The organism is Comamonas piscis, assembly GCF_014109725.1.
GTDB classification, from domain to species: Bacteria; Pseudomonadota; Gammaproteobacteria; order Burkholderiales; family Burkholderiaceae_C; genus Comamonas; species Comamonas piscis.
This window is the reverse complement of sequence record NZ_CP058554.1, coordinates 1,472,541-1,493,057: the sequence shown is the minus strand read 5'-3', so window position 1 is coordinate 1,493,057 and position 20,517 is coordinate 1,472,541. Positions and strand designations below refer to the sequence as shown.

The 20,517-nt window shown below is 62.6% G+C and carries 14 protein-coding genes; 9 read left to right on the top strand and 5 right to left on the bottom strand.

Features of this window, described 5'->3' with window-relative positions:
- Positions 1–16: 16 nt before the first annotated feature.
- From HS961_RS06605 to groL, 6 genes are all read left to right on the top strand, one after another.
- Positions 17–2,920: a ribonucleoside-diphosphate reductase subunit alpha gene (locus HS961_RS06605; RefSeq protein WP_182326952.1), complete on the top strand. Its 2,904-nt coding sequence runs from the start codon at positions 17–19 to the stop codon at positions 2,918–2,920.
- A gap of 58 nt (positions 2,921–2,978) precedes the next feature.
- Positions 2,979–4,106 carry a ribonucleotide-diphosphate reductase subunit beta gene (locus HS961_RS06600; protein WP_182326951.1) on the top strand — a complete coding sequence of 376 codons (1,128 nt, stop codon included), beginning with the start codon at positions 2,979–2,981 and terminating at the stop codon, positions 4,104–4,106.
- A gap of 195 nt (positions 4,107–4,301) precedes the next feature.
- The gene (locus HS961_RS06595; RefSeq protein ID WP_182326950.1) at positions 4,302–5,234 is read left to right on the top strand and encodes a hypothetical protein; all 933 of its coding nucleotides are present in this window, start codon (positions 4,302–4,304) and stop codon (positions 5,232–5,234) included.
- A 148-nt stretch (positions 5,235–5,382) separates the two neighbouring features.
- Positions 5,383–6,063 (top strand): TetR family transcriptional regulator C-terminal domain-containing protein, encoded by a 681-nt coding sequence (locus tag HS961_RS06590; RefSeq protein ID WP_182326949.1) that lies wholly within the window; start codon positions 5,383–5,385, stop codon positions 6,061–6,063.
- Between the two features lie 324 nt (positions 6,064–6,387).
- Entirely contained in the window at positions 6,388–6,678 is a 291-nt protein-coding gene (locus HS961_RS06585; RefSeq protein WP_182326948.1) for a co-chaperone GroES, read from the top strand.
- A gap of 168 nt (positions 6,679–6,846) precedes the next feature.
- Complete coding sequence (groL, locus tag HS961_RS06580; RefSeq protein WP_182326947.1) at positions 6,847–8,490, top strand: chaperonin GroEL; 1,644 nt, start codon at positions 6,847–6,849, stop codon at positions 8,488–8,490.
- A gap of 196 nt (positions 8,491–8,686) precedes the next feature.
- On the opposite strand, the gene HS961_RS06575 is transcribed toward groL, so the two are convergent.
- From HS961_RS06575 to HS961_RS06555, 5 genes are all read right to left on the bottom strand, one after another.
- A complete protein-coding gene (locus HS961_RS06575; protein ID WP_182326946.1) occupies positions 8,687–9,943 on the bottom strand; it encodes a Zn-dependent hydrolase in 1,257 nt (418 codons plus the stop codon).
- 16 nt (positions 9,944–9,959) lie between these two features.
- A complete protein-coding gene (hydA, locus tag HS961_RS06570) occupies positions 9,960–11,426 on the bottom strand; it encodes a dihydropyrimidinase (protein ID WP_182326945.1) in 1,467 nt (488 codons plus the stop codon).
- Between the two features lie 43 nt (positions 11,427–11,469).
- On the bottom strand, positions 11,470–12,975 hold the full coding sequence (locus HS961_RS06565; protein WP_182326944.1) for an NCS1 family nucleobase:cation symporter-1: 1,506 nt from the start codon (positions 12,973–12,975) through the stop codon (positions 11,470–11,472).
- Positions 12,976–13,114: 139 nt separating this feature from the next.
- Entirely contained in the window at positions 13,115–14,437 is a 1,323-nt protein-coding gene (gene preA, locus HS961_RS06560; protein WP_182326943.1) for an NAD-dependent dihydropyrimidine dehydrogenase subunit PreA, read from the bottom strand.
- A gap of 42 nt (positions 14,438–14,479) precedes the next feature.
- A complete protein-coding gene (locus HS961_RS06555; RefSeq protein ID WP_182326942.1) occupies positions 14,480–15,841 on the bottom strand; it encodes an NAD(P)-dependent oxidoreductase in 1,362 nt (453 codons plus the stop codon).
- Positions 15,842–16,222: 381 nt separating this feature from the next.
- Between HS961_RS06555 and HS961_RS06550 the strand changes: the two genes are divergently transcribed.
- The 3 genes from HS961_RS06550 (at position 16,223) to HS961_RS06540 (ending at position 20,480) form a co-directional block, all read left to right on the top strand.
- Positions 16,223–16,816, top strand: a complete 594-nt coding sequence (locus HS961_RS06550) for an RNA polymerase sigma factor (protein ID WP_327012015.1) — start codon at positions 16,223–16,225, stop codon at positions 16,814–16,816.
- Positions 16,817–16,857: 41 nt separating this feature from the next.
- A complete protein-coding gene (locus HS961_RS06545; protein WP_182326941.1) occupies positions 16,858–17,940 on the top strand; it encodes a FecR family protein in 1,083 nt (360 codons plus the stop codon).
- 134 nt (positions 17,941–18,074) lie between these two features.
- Positions 18,075–20,480, top strand: coding sequence for a TonB-dependent siderophore receptor (locus HS961_RS06540; RefSeq protein ID WP_182326940.1), 2,406 nt, complete (start codon positions 18,075–18,077; stop codon positions 20,478–20,480).
- Positions 20,481–20,517: the final 37 nt, after the last annotated feature.

Here is a 20,517-nt window from a genome sequence, read left to right as displayed (position 1 = left end):
CCACAGAGAGGACATCATGAGCGCTGCTTCGCTTTCCGAGCAACAGCCCACAGCGGCGGTTGGCTCGCGCACCCTGGATGGATTCACCGTCTTGCCGGACTACCAGATCATGCGGCGCAACGGCGCAGTGGTGCCTTTCGAGCCCCCCAAGATCACCACCGCCATCATGAAAGCCTTTCTGGCGGTGCACGGCAGCCAGGGCTCGGCGTCGGCCAGTGTGCGTGAAGTGGTCGAGAACCTGACCCACACGGTCGTGCGCGCGCTGATGCGCTCCCGCCCCAGCGGTGGCACCTTCCACATTGAAGACGTGCAGGACCAGGTGGAGCTGGGCCTGATGCGCGGCGGCAACCATGAGGTGGCCCGCGCCTATGTGCTGTACCGCGAGCGCCGCAACCAGGAACGCGCCCAACTCCAGGCGCAGCACACCCCCGCCCATGCCGCGCTGCGGGTGGTGGACCAGGGCCAGACGGTGGTGCTCGATGTCAAAAAACTCCATGACCGCATCGCCGCTGCCTGCCAAGGCCTGGGCCAGGATGTTGACCCCGCGCCCATCCTGCGCGAGACCCTGCGCAACCTCTACGACGGCGTCAACATGGACGAGGTTTTCAAAGCCTCCATCCTGGCCGCCCGCACCTTGATCGAAAAAGACCCGGACTATAGCTTGGTCACCGCGCGCCTGTTGCTGCACACCATCACGTTTGAAGTGATTGGCCAGGACGTCAGCAGTGCCGACATGGGCGCAGCCTATCGCCGCAACTTTCCCGACTTTATCGCGCAAGGGGTGGCGCATGCGCTACTCACGCCTGAGATGCTGGACTTCGACCTGCCCCGGCTGGCTGCCGCCCTGCAAGCCGAGCGCGATCTGCAGTTTGACTACCTGGGGCTGCAGACCCTGTACGACCGCTATTTTCTGCATCTGCGCCAGCAGCGCATCGAGTTGCCCCAAGCCTTCTTCATGCGTGTGGCCATGGGCCTGGCGCTCCAAGAGGAAGACCGCAATGCACGCGCCATCCAGTTCTACGAGCTGCTCTCGTCCTTCGACTTCATGTCGTCCACCCCGACCTTGTTCAACAGCGGCACCCTGCGCTCCCAGCTGTCCTCCTGCTACCTGACCACCGTCGCCGATGACCTGGGCGGCATCTACGATGCGATCCGCGAGAACGCCTTGTTGTCCAAGTTTGCCGGCGGCCTGGGCAATGACTGGACCCCCGTGCGCGCGATGGGCGCCCATATCAAAGGGACCAATGGGGAGTCGCAAGGGGTGGTGCCCTTTCTCAAGGTGGTCAACGACACCGCTGTCGCAGTCAACCAGGGCGGCAAGCGCAAGGGTGCCGTCTGTGCCTACCTGGAAACCTGGCATCTGGACATCGAGGAGTTTCTGGAGCTGCGCAAGAACACCGGCGATGACCGCCGCCGCACCCATGACATGAACACCGCCCACTGGATCCCCGATCTGTTCATGCAAAGGGTCATGGAAAAAGGCCTCTGGACCTTGTTCTCCCCCTCCGATGTGCCCGATCTGCATGACCGCTTTGGCCAGGATTTCGAGCGAGCCTACACCGCCTACGAGGCCAAGGCCGCCAGCGGCGAGCTGGCGCTGAGCAAGACGGTTCCCGCAGTCGATCTCTGGCGCAAGATGCTCTCGATGCTGTTCGAGACCGGCCACCCCTGGATCACCTTCAAGGATGCCTGCAACCTTCGCTCGCCACAGCAGCATGCGGGCGTCGTGCACTCGTCCAACCTCTGCACGGAGATCACACTCAACACCAGCGCCACAGAAACCGCGGTCTGCAACCTGGGCTCGGTCAACCTGGCGCGCCACCTGAAGGACGACGGCCAAGGCGGCATGACCCTCGACCATGACAAGCTCAAGCGCAGCATCACCACGGCGATGCGCATGCTCGACAACGTCATCGACATCAACTACTACGCGGTCGATAAAGCACGCGACTCCAACCTGCGCCACCGCCCGGTGGGGCTGGGCATCATGGCCTTCCAGGACAGCCTCTACCAACTGCACATCCCCTACGCCAGCGATGCGGCTGTGCAATTTGCCGACACCTCGATGGAGGCCGTCTGCTACTACGCCTACTGGGCATCGACTGAGCTGGCGCGCGAGCGCGGGGTGTACAGCAGCTACCCCGGCTCGCTCTGGAGCCAAGGCATCCTGCCGCTGGACACGCTGGACCTGCTCGCCCAGGCCCGGGGCCAGGCCGACTATGTGCAGGTGGACCGCAGCATGCGCCTGGACTGGGAAGCGCTGCGCCGCAAGATCGCGCAGGACGGCATGCGCAACTCCAACTGTGTCGCCATTGCACCCACAGCCACCATCTCCAACATTGTCGGTGTCGATGCGTCGATCGAGCCCTCGTTTGGCAACCTGTCGGTCAAGTCCAACCTGTCGGGCGAGTTCACCGTCATCAACCAGTACCTGGTGCGCGACCTCAAAGCACTGGGCCTCTGGGACGATGTGATGGTCATGGACCTCAAGCATTTCGATGGCTCGCTGCGCCCCATCGACCGCGTGCCCCATGCACTCAAGGCCCTGTATGCGACGGCCTTTGAAGTCGATCCGGTCTGGCTGGTGGAAGCGGCCTCGCGGCGCCAGAAATGGATAGACCAGGCGCAAAGCCTCAATATCTATATGGCAGGGGCCTCGGGCAAGAAGCTCGACGACGCCTACAAGCTCGCCTGGGTGCGCGGCCTCAAGACCACTTATTACCTGCGCACCACCAGCGCCACGCAGGCCGAAAAATCCACCATCCAAAGCCGCGTGCTCAATGCCGTGCCCAGCAGCCATGCCTCGCCTGTTGCCCAAGCCATCGCCAGCGCAGCGGCCGCCACATCGCAAGCCAACACGCCCGGCACCGACATCCGTTTTTGCGCCATCGATGACCCCGGCTGCGAAGCCTGCCAGTAGACCCCGCTGACCCTCTGACACTGGCCGCAACCGAGGCCACCACCAGGAGCATTCATCCATGCTGAGCTTTGAAGAAGAATCCATGGACGCGCTGGCCACGCCGGCGACCGCAACCGGCACGGTGGCCTCGCCATCCGCATCGACTGCATCGCCACCAACAGCCACGTTCAAGCGCGTCAATGCCGCCGACAAACGAATCATCAATGCCAAGACCGATGTCAACCAGCTGGTGCCCTTCAAATACAAATGGGCCTGGGAGAAATACCTGGCCACCTGCGCCAACCACTGGATGCCGCAAGAGGTGAACATGACGCGCGACATCGCGCTGTGGAAATCGCCCAATGGCCTGACCGAGGATGAGCGCCGCATCGTCAAGCGCAACCTGGGCTTTTTTGTCACCGCCGATTCGCTGGCCGCCAACAATATCGTGCTGGGCACCTACCGCCACATCACCGCACCGGAGTGCCGGCAGTTCCTGCTGCGCCAGGCCTTTGAAGAAGCCATCCACACCCATGCCTACCAGTACATCGTGGAGTCGCTCGGGCTCGATGAATCCGAGATCTTCAACGCCTACAACGAGGTCCCGTCGATCCGCAACAAGGATGCGTTTCTGATCCCCTACATCGAGGCGATCATGGACCCCAACTTCCAGACCGGCACCGCCCAGAACGACCAGACCCTGCTCAAAAGCCTGATCGTTTTTGCCTGTCTGATGGAGGGCCTGTTTTTCTATGTCGGCTTCACGCAGATCCTGGCGCTGGGCCGCCAGAACAAGATGACCGGCGCGGCCGAGCAGTACCAGTACATCCTGCGCGACGAGTCCATGCACTGCAACTTCGGCATCGACCTGATCAACCAGCTCAAGCTGGAGAACCCGGACCTGTGGACCGCCGCATTCAAGGACGAGATCAAGGCCTTGTTTATTCAAGCGGTCGAACTTGAATATCAATACGCAGAAGACACGATGCCGAGGGGTGTGTTGGGCATGAACGCATCGATGTTCAAAGGCTACTTGCGCTACATCGCCAACCGCCGCGCAACGCAGATCGGACTCGATGCTTTGTTTCCCAACGAGGACAACCCTTTCCCGTGGATGAGCGAGATGATCGACCTGAAAAAGGAACGAAATTTCTTCGAGACACGCGTCATCGAATACCAGTCGGGTGGCGCGCTTTCCTGGGATTGACGCCGTCCTTGATGTGCAAACCCCGTCAGAATGTGGTTTTCCTGAGAGAAAACTGTGAAATTTGGCGTCTTTATTGAGGTTTGCACTATGCCAGTTGCTAGCAGCTGATGCACAATTCAGTTTGCTATCAAAACTTCGTGTCGAATTCAACCAGGCATGAAGTCTGCTTTCTAAATTGACCCGAAGGAGAAGAGCATGGCAACGTCCAAAGCAAGCAAGAAAACTGCTGACACCAAGGCAACTGCCAAGAAGGCAGTTGCAACCAAGGCAGCCGCCCCCAAGGCAGCTGCAAAGCCAAAGGCCGCTGCCAAGCCAGCCGCCACCAAAGCAGCTGCAAAGCCTGCTGCCAAGGCCGTCGCCAAAAAGGCAGCTGCCAAGCCAGCCGCCGCAAAAAAGGTCGCCGCCAAGCCTGCAGCCAAATCCACCGCAGCCGCCAAGACCGCCGTGAAGAAGGCCGCTGCTCCAGCTAAGAAGGCTGCCGCTCCTGCCAAGAAGGCCGCTGCTCCAGCTAAGAAGGCTGCCGCTCCCGCCAAGAAGGCCGCTGCTCCAGCTAAGAAGGCTGCCGCTCCCGCCAAGAAGGCCGCTGCTCCAGCTAAGAAGGCTGCTGCTCCTGCGAAGAAGGCCGCTGCTCCAGCTAAGAAGGCTGCTGCTCCTGCGAAGAAGGCCGCTGCTCCTGCCAAGAAGGCTGCGGCTCCTGCTAAGAAGGCTGCTGCTCCGGCCAAGAAGGCTGCTGCTCCTGCCAAGAAGGCCGCTGCTCCAGCAAAGAAGGCTGCAGCTCCTGCCAAGAAGGCCGCTGCTCCTGCTAAGAAGGCTGCGGCCCCAGCTAAGAAGGCTGCTGCTCCAGCTAAAAAGGCTGCTGCTCCTGCGAAGAAGGCCGCTGCTGCTCCAGCTAAAAAGGCTGCCGCTCCTGCCAAGGCTCCAGCTCCAGCCAAGAAGGCTGCTGCACCTGCCAAGGCCCCTGCTGCTGCCAAGGCTCCAGCACCTGCCAAGAAGGCCGCTCCAGCCAAGAAGGCTGCCGCTCCTGCCAAGGCTCCCGCTGCAGCTGCGCCTGCCGCTGCAGAGCCAGTCAAGACCGTGCTCAGCACCAATGCTGCATGGCCTTTCCCCACCAACAGCCGCCCACAATAAGACCACCCAACCGGGCCGCATGCCCGGGTGCCGCAAGGCACCGCTTGGTCAGCAAGGCAACGCGATGCGTTGCCTTTTTTCTTGTCTGTCGTGCAGCGCTATTCATGTCTGGCTACAAGGCCTCCCAAATGCCAGACAATACGGGCTCATGAATGATGCCCTTCCCACACCGCCAGCCAGCGCGCATGCAGCCACTGCCGCGATGGCCCGCAAACCCAGTGCCGCCCGCCTGCGCAAGATTGACATGATCCTGGGCTCGGCAGAGCGGCATTTCGCCTTGCTGGGTTTTGAAGGTGCACCGCTGGAGCAGATCGCGCAGGACGCAGGCTTCAGCCGCCACAACCTGCTGTATTACTACCCCAGCAAAGAGGCGCTGTACCAGGCCGTGCTGGCCTCGGTGATCGATGACTGGCTGGGCCATATGACGGGCCTGTCCAAGGACGGCGACCCCGCGCAGCAGATCCGCCAGTACATCCGCGAGAAGTTCGAGTTCGCCCGCACCCGCCCTTATGGCAGCCAGCTGTTCACCAAGGAGATGATTGCCGGCGCGCCGTTTGCGGCCTCGGCGGTGCGCGAACGCATCGCCCCGCTGCTCGCGGCCAATGTGGCGGCGTTTGCACATTGGGCTGGGCAAGGCTTGATCGCGCCGGTCAATTTCCAGCACCTGATGTTCAGCATCTGGGCCATCACCCAAGGCTATGTCGACCAGCAAACCCAGTTTGCCTTGCTGCAGAACAAGGCAGCGCTGGACGCTGGCGACTTCGCCCAAGCCGAGGCCTTGCTGGTGCAGATGCTGGCCGCGACGCTCCAGATTGCACTGCCGGATTGAGCGCTGCCGACAGCCTCCCTGCCCGCAGCATGGGCGGCCAAACGGCACCAAACCAGCTTAACGCTGCATCTTATTTGCTAGCAAAAAAGCCAATCTAGATAAGCATTTGCAGAGTTCCCGCTGAGAGCCATCGTGATCGGGCAGCGCCCCGGCGACGATTTTTTCCGCCCTCTGCACTTGAACTGTCATCAAATGACCTTATTATTAGCACTCGAAGGGGTAGAGTGCTAAAACCACCGCTACTCAGAAATTTTTGCGTATTTGGTGCGGCATAAGCCGGGCCATCTTTCATCCAAACCTGGTATTGACATTGAAGGAGTTGTTATGAACTTGCGTCCTCTGCACGATCGCGTGATCGTCAAGCGTCTGGAAAACGAAACCAAGACCGCTTCGGGCATCTACATCCCTGACAACGCTGCTGAAAAGCCAGACCAAGGCGAAGTGCTGGCGGTTGGCCCAGGCAAGAAGAACGACCAAGGCGAGTTCATCACGCTGGGTGTGAAGGTCGGCGACCGCGTGCTGTTCGGCAAGTACTCGGGCCAAACCGTCAAGGTGGACGGCAACGAACTGCTGGTAATGAAAGAAGAAGACCTCTTCGCTGTTGTCGAGAAATAAAGCTACTGCGCAGGCGTCATGCGTCGTTGCGCGGTGCTCGCAATCCTCACGTACCCAAGTACGTTCCGGTTGCTGTGCTCCGTGCGCCTAGCCTGACACCTGCTCGCTACGCTTTCTCTCCCGAGCATTCATTCTCATTTCAAGTTTTCAAGTATTTAGGAGCCACAAATGGCAGCAAAAGACGTAGTATTCGGCGGTGAAGCACGTGCACGCATGGTTGAAGGCGTGAACATTCTGGCTAACGCCGTCAAGGTGACCCTGGGCCCTAAAGGCCGTAACGTGGTGCTCGAGCGCTCCTTCGGCGCCCCTACCGTGACCAAGGACGGTGTGTCCGTGGCCAAGGAAATCGAACTCAAGGACAAGCTGCAAAACATGGGCGCCCAGCTCGTGAAGGAAGTGGCCTCCAAGACCAACGACATCGCTGGTGACGGCACCACGACCGCTACCGTGCTGGCCCAAGCCATCGTGCGCGAAGGCTCCAAGTACGTGGCCGCTGGCCTGAACCCGATGGACCTGAAGCGCGGTATCGACAAGGCTGTCGCTGCGCTGGTGGAAGAGCTGAAGAAGCAATCCAAGGCCACCACCACCTCCAAGGAAATCGCCCAAGTCGGTTCGATCTCCGCCAACTCCGACGAATCCGTGGGCAAGATCATTGCTGACGCGATGGACAAGGTCGGCAAGGAAGGCGTGATCACCGTGGAAGAAGGCAAGTCGCTGGACAACGAACTCGACGTCGTTGAAGGCATGCAGTTCGACCGTGGCTACCTGTCGCCCTACTTCATCAACAACCCAGAAAAGCAAGCCGCGATTCTGGACAACCCCTTCGTGCTGCTGTTCGACAAGAAGATCAGCAACATCCGTGACCTGCTGCCTACGCTCGAAGCCGTGGCCAAGGCCGGCCGTCCTCTGCTGATCGTGGCAGAAGACGTCGAAGGCGAAGCACTGGCTACCCTGGTGGTCAACACCATCCGTGGCATTCTGAAGGTTGTGGCTGTGAAGGCTCCAGGCTTTGGCGACCGTCGCAAGGCCATGCTGGAAGACATCGCCATCCTGACCGGCGGCAAAGTGATCGCTGAAGAAGTCGGCCTGTCGCTGGAAAAAGTGACCCTGGAAGACCTGGGCCAAGCCCAACGCGTCGAAATCGGCAAGGAAAACACCACCATCATCGACGGTGCTGGCCAAGCTGCTGAAATCGAAGCCCGCGTGAAGCAAATCCGCGCTCAGATCGAAGAAGCCACCTCCGACTACGACCGTGAAAAGCTGCAAGAGCGCGTGGCCAAGCTGGCCGGCGGTGTTGCCGTGATCAAGGTGGGCGCTGCCACCGAAGTCGAGATGAAGGAAAAGAAGGCCCGCGTGGAAGACGCCCTGCACGCAACCCGCGCTGCTGTGGAAGAAGGCATCGTGGCTGGCGGCGGCGTGGCGTTCCTGCGCGCACGTCAAGCCGTGGGCGACCTGAAGACCGGCAATGCCGAGCAAGACGCTGGCATCAAGCTGATCTTGAAGGCCATCGAAGCGCCTCTGCGCGAAATCGTGGCCAACGCTGGTGGCGAGCCATCGGTGGTGGTGGATGCCGTCCTCAAGGGCACCGGCAACTTCGGCTTCAATGCTGCCAACGACAGCTACGGCGACATGCTGGAAATGGGTATCCTGGACCCAACGAAGGTAACCCGCACCGCACTGCAAAACGCTGCGTCCGTGGCTTCGCTGCTGCTGACCACCGAGTGCATGATCGCTGAAGCCCCCAAGGCTGAAGGCGCACCTGCAATGCCTGACATGGGCGGCATGGGTGGTATGGGCGGCATGGGCATGTAATTGCCACGGCTGCCATAGCGCATACCAAGCCCGCAACCATGCTTGTGGGCTTGGTGCCAGACACCAAAAAACCCGGCACCGTCAAAGGTGGCCGGGTTTTTTATCGTCTCTGGCTAAGGTTCGCAACGCTGCGACGCCCTGGGATAGCTGGAGCCCCGCGTGAAGGAGCCCCTGCAGCGATCCCATCCGCACCGACTCAGCGGCAGGCGCGCTCCAGCATCGCATGCAGCAGCACATTGCAGCCCGCGGTGATGTGCTCGGGCTTGGCATCCTCGATCTCGTTGTGCGATATGCCATCCTTGCAGGGGATGAAGACCATGCCCGCAGGCGCCAGGCGCGCCATATAGACGGCATCATGGCCCGCGCCGGAGACGACATCCATGTGGGAATAGCCCAGCATCTGCGCGCCGCGCCGCACGGCATCAATGCAGTCTGCGTTGAAGGGCTGGGCAGTGTAGCTGGACACCAGGTCGATCTTGATCGGCAGACCGGTCTCCTGGCTGATGCGTGCGGCCACGGCGCGGATGTCCTGGTCCATGGACTCGCAATCGGCATCGGTGGCATTGCGCAGGTCCATGCTGAATTTCACCTCGCCCGGAATCACATTGCGGCTGTTGGGATGCACATGCACCATGCCCACCGTGCCACGCCCATGCGGTGGGTGGCGGTGCGCGCAGGCCACCACTTCCTGCATCACCTGGGTGGCAACCTGCAAGGCATCCTTGCGCAGCGCCATCGGCGTAGGGCCGGCATGCGCCTCCATGCCGGTGACGGTGCAGTCATACCAGCGAATGCCGAGCACGCCGGTCACCACGCCAATGGTCGTGTCGTGGTCCTCCAGCACCGGGCCTTGCTCGATATGGGTTTCGAAGTAGTAGCCAATCGGGTGGTCACCCGGCTCCTGCGGGCCGATATAGCCAATGCGCTCCAGCTCGTCCTTCACGCTTTTGCCGTCGGTATCTTTGGCGGCATAGGCATGCTCCAGGCTGAAGGCCTTGGCAAACACGCCCGAGCCCATCATCACCGGCACAAAACGCGAGCCCTCCTCGTTGGTCCAGAACGCCACCTCGATCGGGGCCTCGGTCTCAATGCCATGGTCGTTAAGCGTGCGCACCACCTCAATGCCGGCCAGCACGCCATAGTTGCCATCAAACTTACCGCCCGTCGGCTGGGTGTCGATATGGCTGCCGGTCATGATCGGCGGCAGGCTGTTGTTGCGGCCAGGGCGGCGCATAAAGCCATTGCCGATTTTGTCGATGGTGACGGTCATGCCCGCCTCCTTGGCCCAGCGTGTCACTAGGTCGCGGCCCTGGCGGTCCAGGTCGGTCAGGGCCAGGCGGCAGACGCCCCCTTTGGGGGTGGCACCAATCTGGGCCAGCTCCATCAGCGATGCCCAGAGCCGGTCGCCATTGATGCGCAGCTGGCTGGTATCGGTCTTCACTTTCGTGTCCATGCTCGATCTCCTTGTTTCATTGCGCGCGTGCCACGGCCGTGGGCGCCGTCTCTTGCGCACGCTTTTGCACCGCCTGGAAGTTGGGGCCAAAAGCCGGCCGCTTGAAATACTGACCGGCGCCCTTTTCGGCCCGCAGCTCGCCGTTGACATACACCAGCCGGCCTCGGCTGATGGTGTGGCTGGGCAGGCCCGTCACCTGCCGGCCTTCAAAGATGTTGAAGTCGCCTTTCGAGTGCTGAGTCTTGGCCGACAAGGTCTTGGTGGCCTTGGGGTCCCAGAGCACCACATCGGCATCGGCGCCCACCCCGATAAAGCCCTTGCGCGGATAGACATTGAAGAGCTTGGCGGTATTGGCCGAGGTGATCGCGACAAATTCGCTGGGCGTCAGGCGCCCGGTGTTCACCCCCGCATCCCAGACCACGGCCATGCGCTCTTCAACGCCGCCCGTGCCATTGGGGGTCTTGGCAAAATTGTCCTTGCCCACCGCCTTTTGCTCGGCGCAGAAGGTGCAGTGGTCCGTTGCCGTGGTGTGCAAATGCCCTGCCTGCAAGCCGCGCCACAGCGCCTCCTGGTGTTCTTTGGGGCGAAACGGCGGGCTCATCACATAGGCGGCGGCGGTGGCGTAGTCGGGATGGCGGTAGACGCTGTCGTCAATCGTCAAATGGCCGGCCAGCACTTCGCCGTAAACCCGCTGGCCCCTCGCCCGGGCGCGGGCAATGGCGTCGGCCGCCTCCAGGCAGCTCACATGCACCACATAAATGGGCACGCCCAGCACATCGGCAATGGCAATGGCGCGGTTGGCGGCCTCGGCCTCCACCATCGGCGGGCGTGACAACGGATGCCCTTCCGGGCCGGTGATGCCCATGCGCGCCACCTCCTGCTGCAGCAGGTAGACCAGCTCGCCATTCTCGGCATGCACGGTGGGCATGGCGCCCAGCTCAAGCGCGCGCTTGAAGCTGTTCACCAGGGTTTCGTCGTCGCACATGATGGCGTTCTTGTAGGCCATGAAGTGCTTGAAGCTGTTGATGCCCTCATCGCGCACCAGCCGGCCCATGTCCTCACGCACCTGCTCACTCCACCAGGTCACCGCCACATGGAAGGAGTAGTCGGCTGCCGACTTCTCCGCCCAGCCACGCCACTTGCGGTAGGCGTCCATCAGCGATTCCTGCGGCGCGGGAATCACAAAGTCAATGATGGTGGTGGTACCGCCGGCCAGGCCAGCGGCGGTACCGGTGAAGAAGTCGTCGGCCGTGACCGTGCCCATGAAGGGCAGCTGCATGTGGGTGTGCGGATCGATGCCGCCGGGCATCACATACTGGCCGCTGGCATCCAGGGTTTCGGTGCCGGCAGGTGCCTGGGCCGCAGCGCCCTCACCGACTGCAACTATCTTGCCGTCCACCAGCAGCACATCGGCGCGCTCTTCGCGGTCGGCATTCACGACGGTTCCCCCACGGATCAAAAGGGGGTGGCTGGCTGTGCTCATCATGTCTCTCCTTTTTTCAGATCACAAAATCGGCGGCTGCCGCTCAGGCACGCCGCAAAACGGCCTGCGAGGCCACCACATGGCTGGCCATCCCAATGCGGTAGACGACACCGGCAATGAACAGGCCAATGAACCAGGCATAGGCATACAGGTCTTTGAAGAGCGCGCCCACGTTGGGGAACGTGGCAGGAAACGCGGCATTGAGAAAGCCTGGAATATTGGGCGCCACGCCGCAGACAAACGCCGCCACCGCCACCCAGTTCCAGCCATTGGAATAGCTATATTTGCCGCCCTCGCGGTAGAGTTCATCCACATCCAGCTGGGTGCGGCGGATCAGGAAATAGTCGACCATCAAGATCCCGGCGATCGGGCCCAGCAGCGCGGAGTAGCCGATCAGCCAGGTGAAGATGTAGCCCTGGGTGGACTCCAGAATCTTCCAGGGCATCATCAGGATGGCAATCGCCACGGTGATATAGCCGCCGGTGCGGTAGCTGATGCGTTGGGGATTCAGCGCAGAGAAGTCATAGGCAGGCCCCACCAGATTGGCCGCGAGGTTGACGCTCACGGTATCCACCAGCAGCACGATGAGGGCGATGAGCACCGCAGCGCCCGTCATGCGCGCCGCCACATCCACGGGATCCCACAGCGCCTTGCCATAGATGACGACGGTGGCCGAGGTGACGATCACCGCCAAGGCCGCGAGCAGCCCCATCGGTACCGGCAGGCCAATGGCCTGGCCCAACACCTGGTCGCGCTGCGACTTGGCAAAGCGGGTGAAGTCGGGAATGTTCAGCGCCAACGTAGCCCAGAAACCAATCATCGCCGTGAGCGACGGCCAGAAGGTCCCCCAGAACTGGCCCGCCTTGGCTTCGCCAGCCGCAAAGGCCGACGGCTTGCTCAAAATCGGACCAAAGCCGCCCGCCTTGTCATACACCCACCAGAGCAGCACAAAGCAGATGAGTATCTTGGCCGGTGCCGTATAGGTCTCCAGCTTGCGGATGGACTCGATGCCATGCACCACAAAATAGAACTGGATGGCCCAGAAGACCAGGAAGCAAACCAGCTGCGCAACGTTGATGCCCAGCCAGGAGATCTTTTCGCTCTCCAGCGGATGGCCAAGGATCACGCCCAGCAAGGTATAGATCATCAGCCCGCCAAACCAGGTCTGGATGCCATACCAGCCGCAGGCCACCAAGGCACGCAGCACCGCCGGCAGCTTGGCGCCCCGGGTGCCGAAAGATGCGCGGGCCAGCACCGCATAAGGGATCCCATATTTCGCGCCCGCATGCCCAATCAGCAGCATGGGCACCAGCACAATCAGGTTGGCCACAAACACCGTCATCACCGCCTGGAACGCCGACATGCCGCCTTCGACCAGGCTCGCCGCCAAGGTGTAGGCGGGGATACACATCACCATGCCTATCCACAACGCCGTGAAGTGGTACCAGGTCCACGTTCGCTGCGATGCTTGCGTGGGTGCGAGGTCGTCGTTCCAAAGGCCACCGGCTTCGCTGCCGGCGGCACCTCCTGCTTGCGCGTCATGGGACATTGCTCACTCCTTGAGTGGTGTTATCGAGAGGTTCTAAGCGTCCAAATCCAGATCCGAATCCAAAGTCTTGCGTTCCATCCTGTAGCCAAGCTCAATCATGCAAAAAGCGCGCCATCTGGAGGGATAGCGCGCCTGCTATTTAAGGTGACATCTGCGCTGCCACCCGTGACGGGTTGTTGGGGTGGGTGGTCCAGTTGGCGTACTCGCCGGTGACGGTCTTGCCAGTGCGCGCATCCACCTCGCCGGGCTGCAGGCTGCGCATCGAAATCGTGTCGGGCACCGGGCAGATAGAGACGCAGAGGTTGCAGCCCACGCATTCAGCCTCGTTCACCTCAAAGCGGCGCTCACCGGCATCGCCCTTTTGGTAGAAGATGGCCTGGTGCGAAGTGTCCTCGCAGACCACATGGCAGCGTCCGCACTGTATGCAGCTGTCCTGGTCGATGACGGCCTTGTCGATGTGGTTGAGGTTCAGGTCCTTCCAGTCCCTGACGGTGGGCACCGCGCGGCCCTGGAAGTCTTCGATGGTCTGGAAGCCATGCGCATCCATGTACTGCGACAAGCCATCGCACATATCCTGCACGATCTTGAAGCCATACACCATCGCGGCTGTGCAGACCTGCACCGTGCCGCAGCCCAGCGCAATGTATTCGGCCGCATCCCGCCAGGTGGTGATGCCGCCAATGCCCGAGATCGGCAGGCCGGCGGTCTGTGGATCGCGGGCGATCTCGGCCACCATGTTCTGTGCAATCGGCTTGACGGCCGGGCCGCAGTAGCCGCCGTGCGAGCCTTTGCCATCGGTGCTGGGGTGCATCACCAGGGTGTCCAGGTTCACGCCCATCACCGAGTTGATGGTGTTGATCAGCGACACCGCATCGGCGCCGCCGGCCTTGGCGGCACGTGCCGGAAAGCGCACATCGGTGATATTGGGCGTGAGCTTCACAATTACCGGCAGCCGGCTGTAGTGCTTGCACCATTCGGTGACCATCTGGATGTACTCGGGCACCTGGCCCACGGCCGCGCCCATGCCGCGCTCGCTCATGCCGTGCGGGCAGCCAAAGTTCAACTCAATGCCATCGGCACCGGTGTCTTCCACCATCGGCAGGATGCGCTTCCAGCTCTCCTCCACACAGGGCACCATCAGCGAGGCAATCAGCGCCCGATCCGGCCAGGCCCGTTTCACCCGGGTCATCTCTTCCAGGTTGATCTGCAGAGGGCGGTCGGTGATCAGCTCGATGTTGTTCAGGCCCATGACGCGCCGGTCCTGCGACAACAAGGTGGAGTAACGTGGCCCATTGACGTTGACCACATGCGGGTCCTCGCCCAAGGTCTTCCAGACCACACCGCCCCAGCCTGCCTCAAAGGCGCGGGTAACATTGATCTCCTTGTCGGTCGGCGGCGCCGAGGCCAGCCAGAACGGATTGGGGCTGCGGATGCCCAGAAAATTGCTGCGAATATCGGCCATGGCGATTCCTTGGTTCAGTGGCTAGGGGCTGGGCGCGCGCCCTCAGGCGCTGACACCCACTTCGCGCATCAACAGGCGGTGCATGGCGCCTGCGGCGCGTTTGCCGTGCTCCACGGCCTCCACCGTCAGGTCACGCCCGCCCCAGCGGCAGTCCCCACCTGCCCACACCCGCTCGAGGCTGGTCTGGCCGTCCTCGTCCGTCGCAATCCGCCCGCCTTTGAGGGCAATGCGCGCACCCGCTGGCTCGGCGATATAGCTCTGACCAATGGCCTTGAGCACCATGTCGGCTGCCAGCACCGTGGTCTCGCCGGTGGTTTGCAGCTTGCCATCCACAAGCTGGGTACTGGCCAGGCGGATGCCGCTGACGGCACCGTCCTCCACCAGCAGCTCCTGCGGCGCGGCCCACAGGCGGATCGTCACACCATGGGTCTGCGCCCATTGCTGCTCCACGGCGGAGGCCGACATCGCATCCTGGCCGCGCCGATACACAATGCTGACCTCTTCGGCACCCAGCAAGCGCGCCTGCACGGCGGCGTCCACCGCCGTCATGCCGCCACCAATCACTACCACGCGCCGGCCGACTGGCACCGTGGATTTGTCCGAAGCCTGGCGGATATCGGCAATGAAATCGACCGCATTGCGCAAGCCCTGCGCGCTGGGCTCGGCGATGCCCAGGTCATTGACTCCGCCCAAGCCCAGGCCCAGGAACACCGCGTCATGGTTGGCCAGCAGACTGTCCAAGGTAAAGTCGCGGCCCAGCCGCTGGTTGTTGCGCGGGGCAATGCCGCCGACTGACAGCAGCCAGTCAATTTCCTGCTGCGCAAAATCGTCGGTGGTTTTGTAGCTGGCCAGGCCGTATTCGTTCAGGCCACCCAGTTTGGGCTTGGCATCGAGCAGGCTGACATCATGGCCTTGCAAGGCCAGCAGGTGGGCACAGGCCAACCCGGCCGGGCCCGCGCCGACAACGGCTACTTTTTTGCCCGTTGGTTCGGCCCGTGTGAACAGCGGCGCGCCGCCGGCGGCCATGAAGCGGTCGGTGGCATAGCGCTGCAGCGCGCCAATTTCCACCGGCTTGTCCTCATTGGTGTTGCGCACGCAGGCCTGTTCGCAGAGCACCTCGGTGGGGCACACCCGGGCGCACATGCCGCCCAGCGGGTTCGATTCAAGAATGGTTTTGGCAGCGCCCCGGATGTTGTCCTGCGCAATGCGGGCAATGAAGCTGGGTACATCGATGCTGGTCGGGCAAGCCGTGGCGCAGGGTGCGTCGAAGCAGTAATAACAGCGCTCGGCTTCGATCGATGCCTGCGCCCATGTCAGCGGCGGGTGCGCATCCGAGAAATTTTCAGCGTATTGGTCCGCGCCAAGCCGTCCTGCGCGCACACCGCATCCCTTGGGTCCGTTCATGACTCATCCTCCTCGACTGGGTTACCAGCGCGAGTGCGAACGGCTCCTTGAGCATGCCGCCTGCGACCGCGCCACTGCATCTACAACCGGTCCGGCGAATGGCATTGCTGTGCAAGGCATTCACCGCCAAAGCTGCACCAACCAGGGAGGGTTCATCAGGCCCTCATCGTGGGTGTTTTATCTGTCCTTCGCTGCTGTTTCGCAGCGCTTATGAGCCTATTAAATGCCTTATAAAAGTTTTACGCACTGGTAAAAACACTAGGGATCGGCTGCAGGGCCATCGCCCCTGGAAGGAGCTTCACAATCAACGATAATGAAAACAATTCCCATTTGCGTGTATAACTCCGTGCGGTCCCCAACCGCGACGACGGCATCCACCGGTTGCGAAGACCTCCTTTTCTCTTTTGCAACGGCCGCCTGGTGTTTGAGCGCTACTACCGCGAACTGCTGAACTTTCTGTCCCGATCCGTGCATGACCGTGATACGGCAGCCGATCTGGCGCAGGAAAGCTATGCCCGCGTGCTGGCGGCGCAACAAACCGGCCAGGCCGTGCAAGACCCGCGCGCCCTGCTCTACCGCACCGCCCGCAATCTGGTGATCGACCAGCACCGGCGCAGCAGCATCCGCGCCGAGCTGGAGACGGCGCCCGTCTCGGTCGACGAGGCATCGGGACTCGAGCATCTGGCAGGCCCGCGCAGCCTGGAGCCCGAGAACATCCTCGCCTCGCGTGAGAGTCTGGCCGCCCTGGTCGCCACCATCGACCAATTGCCGCCGCGCTGCCGTGAAGCCTTTATGCTCTACAAGTTCGACGGCCTGAGCTATGCGCAGATCGCAGCGCAGATGGGCATCTCGACCCGCACTGTCGAGATGCAGCTGCAAATCGCGATGGAGGCCTGCTGGCGTTGCCAGGACCGGCTCGATGGCATCCCGCCGCCCCTGCGCGAACGCACACGCAGCAAACGTGCCCAACCATGAGCCGCCCATGCCTGCCTCCGGAATCCAGAACTGACCACGAGATGAACGCAACGCCACTGCCACCCCACAACACCGCCGGCCTGCGCCCGCAGGTGCTGGACTGGTGTGTGCGGCGCCAGCGCGCGGACTGGAGCACAGCGGACGAGCAAGCCTTTCAGCAGTGGTTGGAGGCCGATTCCAGCCATCGGCCAGCCTACCTGCAATGGGAGCAGCATTCGGCCGCGATCGACGCGATCCCCGCCGACGCGCTCGCCCAGTTGCGCCGCAATCTGGCCCATGACAAGGCGCAACTGGCAGCAGCAGAAGCGCCTGCTTCCCGCGCAGCAGCCGCCACGGTCTTGCGCCGCCGCTGGGTGCTGCCCTCCTTGGGTATGGCCGCAGCGCTGCTGATGACCAGCGGCACCGGGCTGCTGGCCTGGCAGCACTGGCAAGCACAGCCGCTGTTTACCCAAGCCTATGCCTCCGAGCGCGGCCGGCAGCTTGAAGTACAGCTGCCCGATGGCAGCCAGCTGCGGCTGGATACTGCCACCCGGCTGGAGGTCGCCTACTACCGCGACCGCCGCGAAGTGCTGCTGCACGAGGGCCAGGCGGTGTTCAGCGTGCAGGCCAACCCTGAGCGCCCTTTCCATGTGCTGAGTGGCCCGGTCGGCATCACCGTGGTGGGCACGCGGTTCTCGGTGCGCTATACCCCGGGGCTGGCCGGCAGCGATGGCGTGCGCGTGGCGGTGGAAGAAGGCAAGGTGCGCGTGGTGCGCCGCGATGGCGCACCCGGCCCCGCGCTGGCGCAGATCCCCGAGGCCCAGACCTTGGTGGCCGGCCAGCAGATCAGGGCCGATGCCCAAGGCAGCCTGCACCCCATTCAGCCCGTCGCCGCCGAAGGCATAGCCGCCTGGCGCGAGCACCGCATCAGCTTTGTCAACACGCCGCTCGCGCAGGCACTGGCAGAGTTTGAGCGCTATGGCAGCACGGGCCTCACGATCAACGATCCGGCGGTGGCCACGCTGCGCCTGAGCGGCACCTTTGACCCCAGCGACACCCTGACCCTGCGCAAGATCCTGCCCCATGCGCTGCCAGTGCGGCTGCAGCAGGTGGCAGGCGGGCTGGAGATCCGCGCTGCGCGTTGACACAGCTGGCATCCCAGGCATCGCCGGCACCCGCAAAATTTTTAAAAAATTTTTCGCAGCCATTACCGTATTTCTCGCCACTCATGCGTCTACCTCAGTAGGAATGATTTGCATTGACTACTTTGAGGATCCCGATGTCGTACCCCCTTCTGCGCCCCGCTCCGCTGGCATTGGCCCTTGCCCTGGCCTTGGGCTCCGTGGCAGCCCATGCGCAAAGCGCCGCCTTACCCGCTACACCGCTGGCCTTCAACATCCAAGCCCAGCCGCTCGCTGAGGCACTCAATGACTGGGCGCGGCAAACGCGCATCCAGCTGATTGCCCAGCAAGGCCTGGTCGCTGGCAAGCGGGCCCCAGCCATCGTCGGCACCTTGACCCCGAACCAGGCGCTGGACCGCCTGCTGGCCGGCACAGGCCTGGTGGCCACGGTGGAAGGCCAGGCCGTGGTCATCAAGGCGGCATCGGTCGGAGAAGAAGGCGCGACCCTGGCGACCGTTACCGTGACAGCGGAGGGCCAGCGTGATGGTGCCACCGAAGGCAGCGGCAGCTACACCCAGCGCGGCCCCAGCGCCACGGCGACAGGCCTGAGCCTGAGCCTGCGCGAGACCCCGCAGTCGGTCAGCGTGATGACCCGCCAGCGCATGGACGACTTCAAGCTGGACACCTTGACCGATGTGATGGAGCAGACTCCCGGCATCGGCATTTACCGCCAGGGCAATGCCACCGATTTTCAGGCGCGCGGCACCTCGGTCAATCTGCAGACCGATGGCATGGCCCAGGTGCGCAGCGGCTGGTACTACCTGACCAGCACCTTGTTCTCGCTCGACGACATGGCCGAGATCGACCATATCGATGTGCTCAAGGGCTCGTCGGGCCTGGTGGTGGGCAAGGGTGAATACGGCGCCACCGTCAACATGGTGCGCAAGCGCCCCACCCGTAGCTTCCAGGCCAGCGTGCAGGCCAGCGCCGGCAGCTGGGACAGCTACCGCGCCCAGGCCGATATCGGCGGCCCGCTCAACGAAGCCGGCACCCTGCGCGGCCGCCTGGTGGCATCGGCCACCGATGCCGGCAGCTTTCGTGACCATGAAGACAGCAGAAGCAAGATGCTGTTCGGCACCCTGGAGGCCGACCTGAGCCCCGACACCTTGCTCAATGTCGGCTTTACCTACCGCCAGCGGGCGGCCAATGGCATCGGCACCACCCAGCCCATCCAGGGCTACACCCGTGCCGGTGTCAAAACGCCCGACCGGCCACGCTCTTTTAACACCGGCGCGCCCTGGGGCGGTTATGACCAGAACGCGCTCACCCTGTTTGGCAGCCTGGAGCAGCGCCTGGGCGATGGCTGGACGAGCAGCCTCAAGTTCTCGCACCAACAGGTGCGCATGGACGACATGTTTGCCGCCTACCTCTACGACCAGGACCGGGTCAACTACGGCCGCTGGACGGACATGCGCAACAACAACTGGACCGTGAACCTGGACATCAAGGGCCCGTTCAGCCTGCTCGGCCGCCAGCATGAGCTGCTTGCCGGCATCGGTATCTCGCGCTTCGAGAGCAGCGTCAAACTGCCCTTGAACGCACTGACCCTGCTACCGCTGGAAGGCCTGGGCACCCGCTACGACCAGGGCGGTGCCTACCTGCCCGAGCCCGACACCAGCAGCTGGACCTATGGCGACAACCGCTTCAGCCAAAAGCAGCGCTATGCCTATGCGGCAGGCCGCTTTCAACTCAGCGATCCGCTGCAGCTGATTGCCGGTTTGCGCGTGACCAAATTTGAAGAGCGCGACACCACCCCCTACTGGTGGAACTACGACATGAACGAGAGCGCGGTCTACACGCCCTATGCCGGTCTGGTCTATGACTTCCACCCCAACCTGTCGGCCTACGCCAGCTACGCCAGCATCTTCCAGCCGCAGACCTCGCAAGACGAGCAAGGCCGCACCCTCAAGCCCGAAGAAGGCAACACCTATGAGGTCGGCATCAAGGGCGAGTTCTTTGACAAGCGCCTGAACGCCAGCATCAGCCACTACTGGATCAAGACCAAGAACACCGCCGAAGAGACCGGTGGCCTGACCCCCGGTGGCGACACCGCCTACCGCTCGGTCGCCTCTGCCACCCGCCATGGCTGGGAGCTGGAGCTGTCGGGCAAGCTGGCACGCGGCTGGCAAGCCCAGGGCAGCCTCGTGCGGCAAAACAGCTCGCTGAGCAACACCAGCCAGTACCCCGAGTACCAATTCAAACTGGGCAGCACCTACCGCTTTGACGAAGGCACACTGCGCGGCCTGACCGTTGGCGCCTCCACCCGCTGGCAAGACAAGACCTCCGTCAGCAACAGCGCTGCCACGTTAGAACAAAGCAGCTACGCGGTGCTGGACCTGATGGCCCGCTACCAGGTCGACAAACAACTGTCCTTCAGCCTGAACATCAACAACGCTTTAGACAAGCACTACAAAGCCGGCGTGAACAACTTCAGCGCCATCGGCCTGTTCTACACCTGGGGCGCGCCACGCAGCGTGAATGTCGGTATGCGTTACGACTTCTGAGGGGGAGAGGGTAGGCAGCCATGCAGTCCAGCCATCC

Coding starts and splice junctions, on each gene's coding strand:
- HS961_RS06605 (WP_182326952.1), top strand. CDS start 17: ATGAGCGCTGCTTCGCTTTCCGAGCAACAGCCCACAGCGGCGGTTGGC.
- HS961_RS06600 (WP_182326951.1), top strand. CDS start 2,979: ATGCTGAGCTTTGAAGAAGAATCCATGGACGCGCTGGCCACGCCGGCG.
- HS961_RS06595 (WP_182326950.1), top strand. CDS start 4,302: ATGGCAACGTCCAAAGCAAGCAAGAAAACTGCTGACACCAAGGCAACT.
- HS961_RS06590 (WP_182326949.1), top strand. CDS start 5,383: ATGAATGATGCCCTTCCCACACCGCCAGCCAGCGCGCATGCAGCCACT.
- HS961_RS06585 (WP_182326948.1), top strand. CDS start 6,388: ATGAACTTGCGTCCTCTGCACGATCGCGTGATCGTCAAGCGTCTGGAA.
- groL (WP_182326947.1), top strand. CDS start 6,847: ATGGCAGCAAAAGACGTAGTATTCGGCGGTGAAGCACGTGCACGCATG.
- HS961_RS06575 (WP_182326946.1), bottom strand. CDS start 9,943: ATGGACACGAAAGTGAAGACCGATACCAGCCAGCTGCGCATCAATGGC.
- hydA (WP_182326945.1), bottom strand. CDS start 11,426: ATGAGCACAGCCAGCCACCCCCTTTTGATCCGTGGGGGAACCGTCGTG.
- HS961_RS06565 (WP_182326944.1), bottom strand. CDS start 12,975: ATGTCCCATGACGCGCAAGCAGGAGGTGCCGCCGGCAGCGAAGCCGGT.
- preA (WP_182326943.1), bottom strand. CDS start 14,437: ATGGCCGATATTCGCAGCAATTTTCTGGGCATCCGCAGCCCCAATCCG.
- HS961_RS06555 (WP_182326942.1), bottom strand. CDS start 15,841: ATGAACGGACCCAAGGGATGCGGTGTGCGCGCAGGACGGCTTGGCGCG.
- HS961_RS06545 (WP_182326941.1), top strand. CDS start 16,858: ATGAACGCAACGCCACTGCCACCCCACAACACCGCCGGCCTGCGCCCG.
- HS961_RS06540 (WP_182326940.1), top strand. CDS start 18,075: ATGTCGTACCCCCTTCTGCGCCCCGCTCCGCTGGCATTGGCCCTTGCC.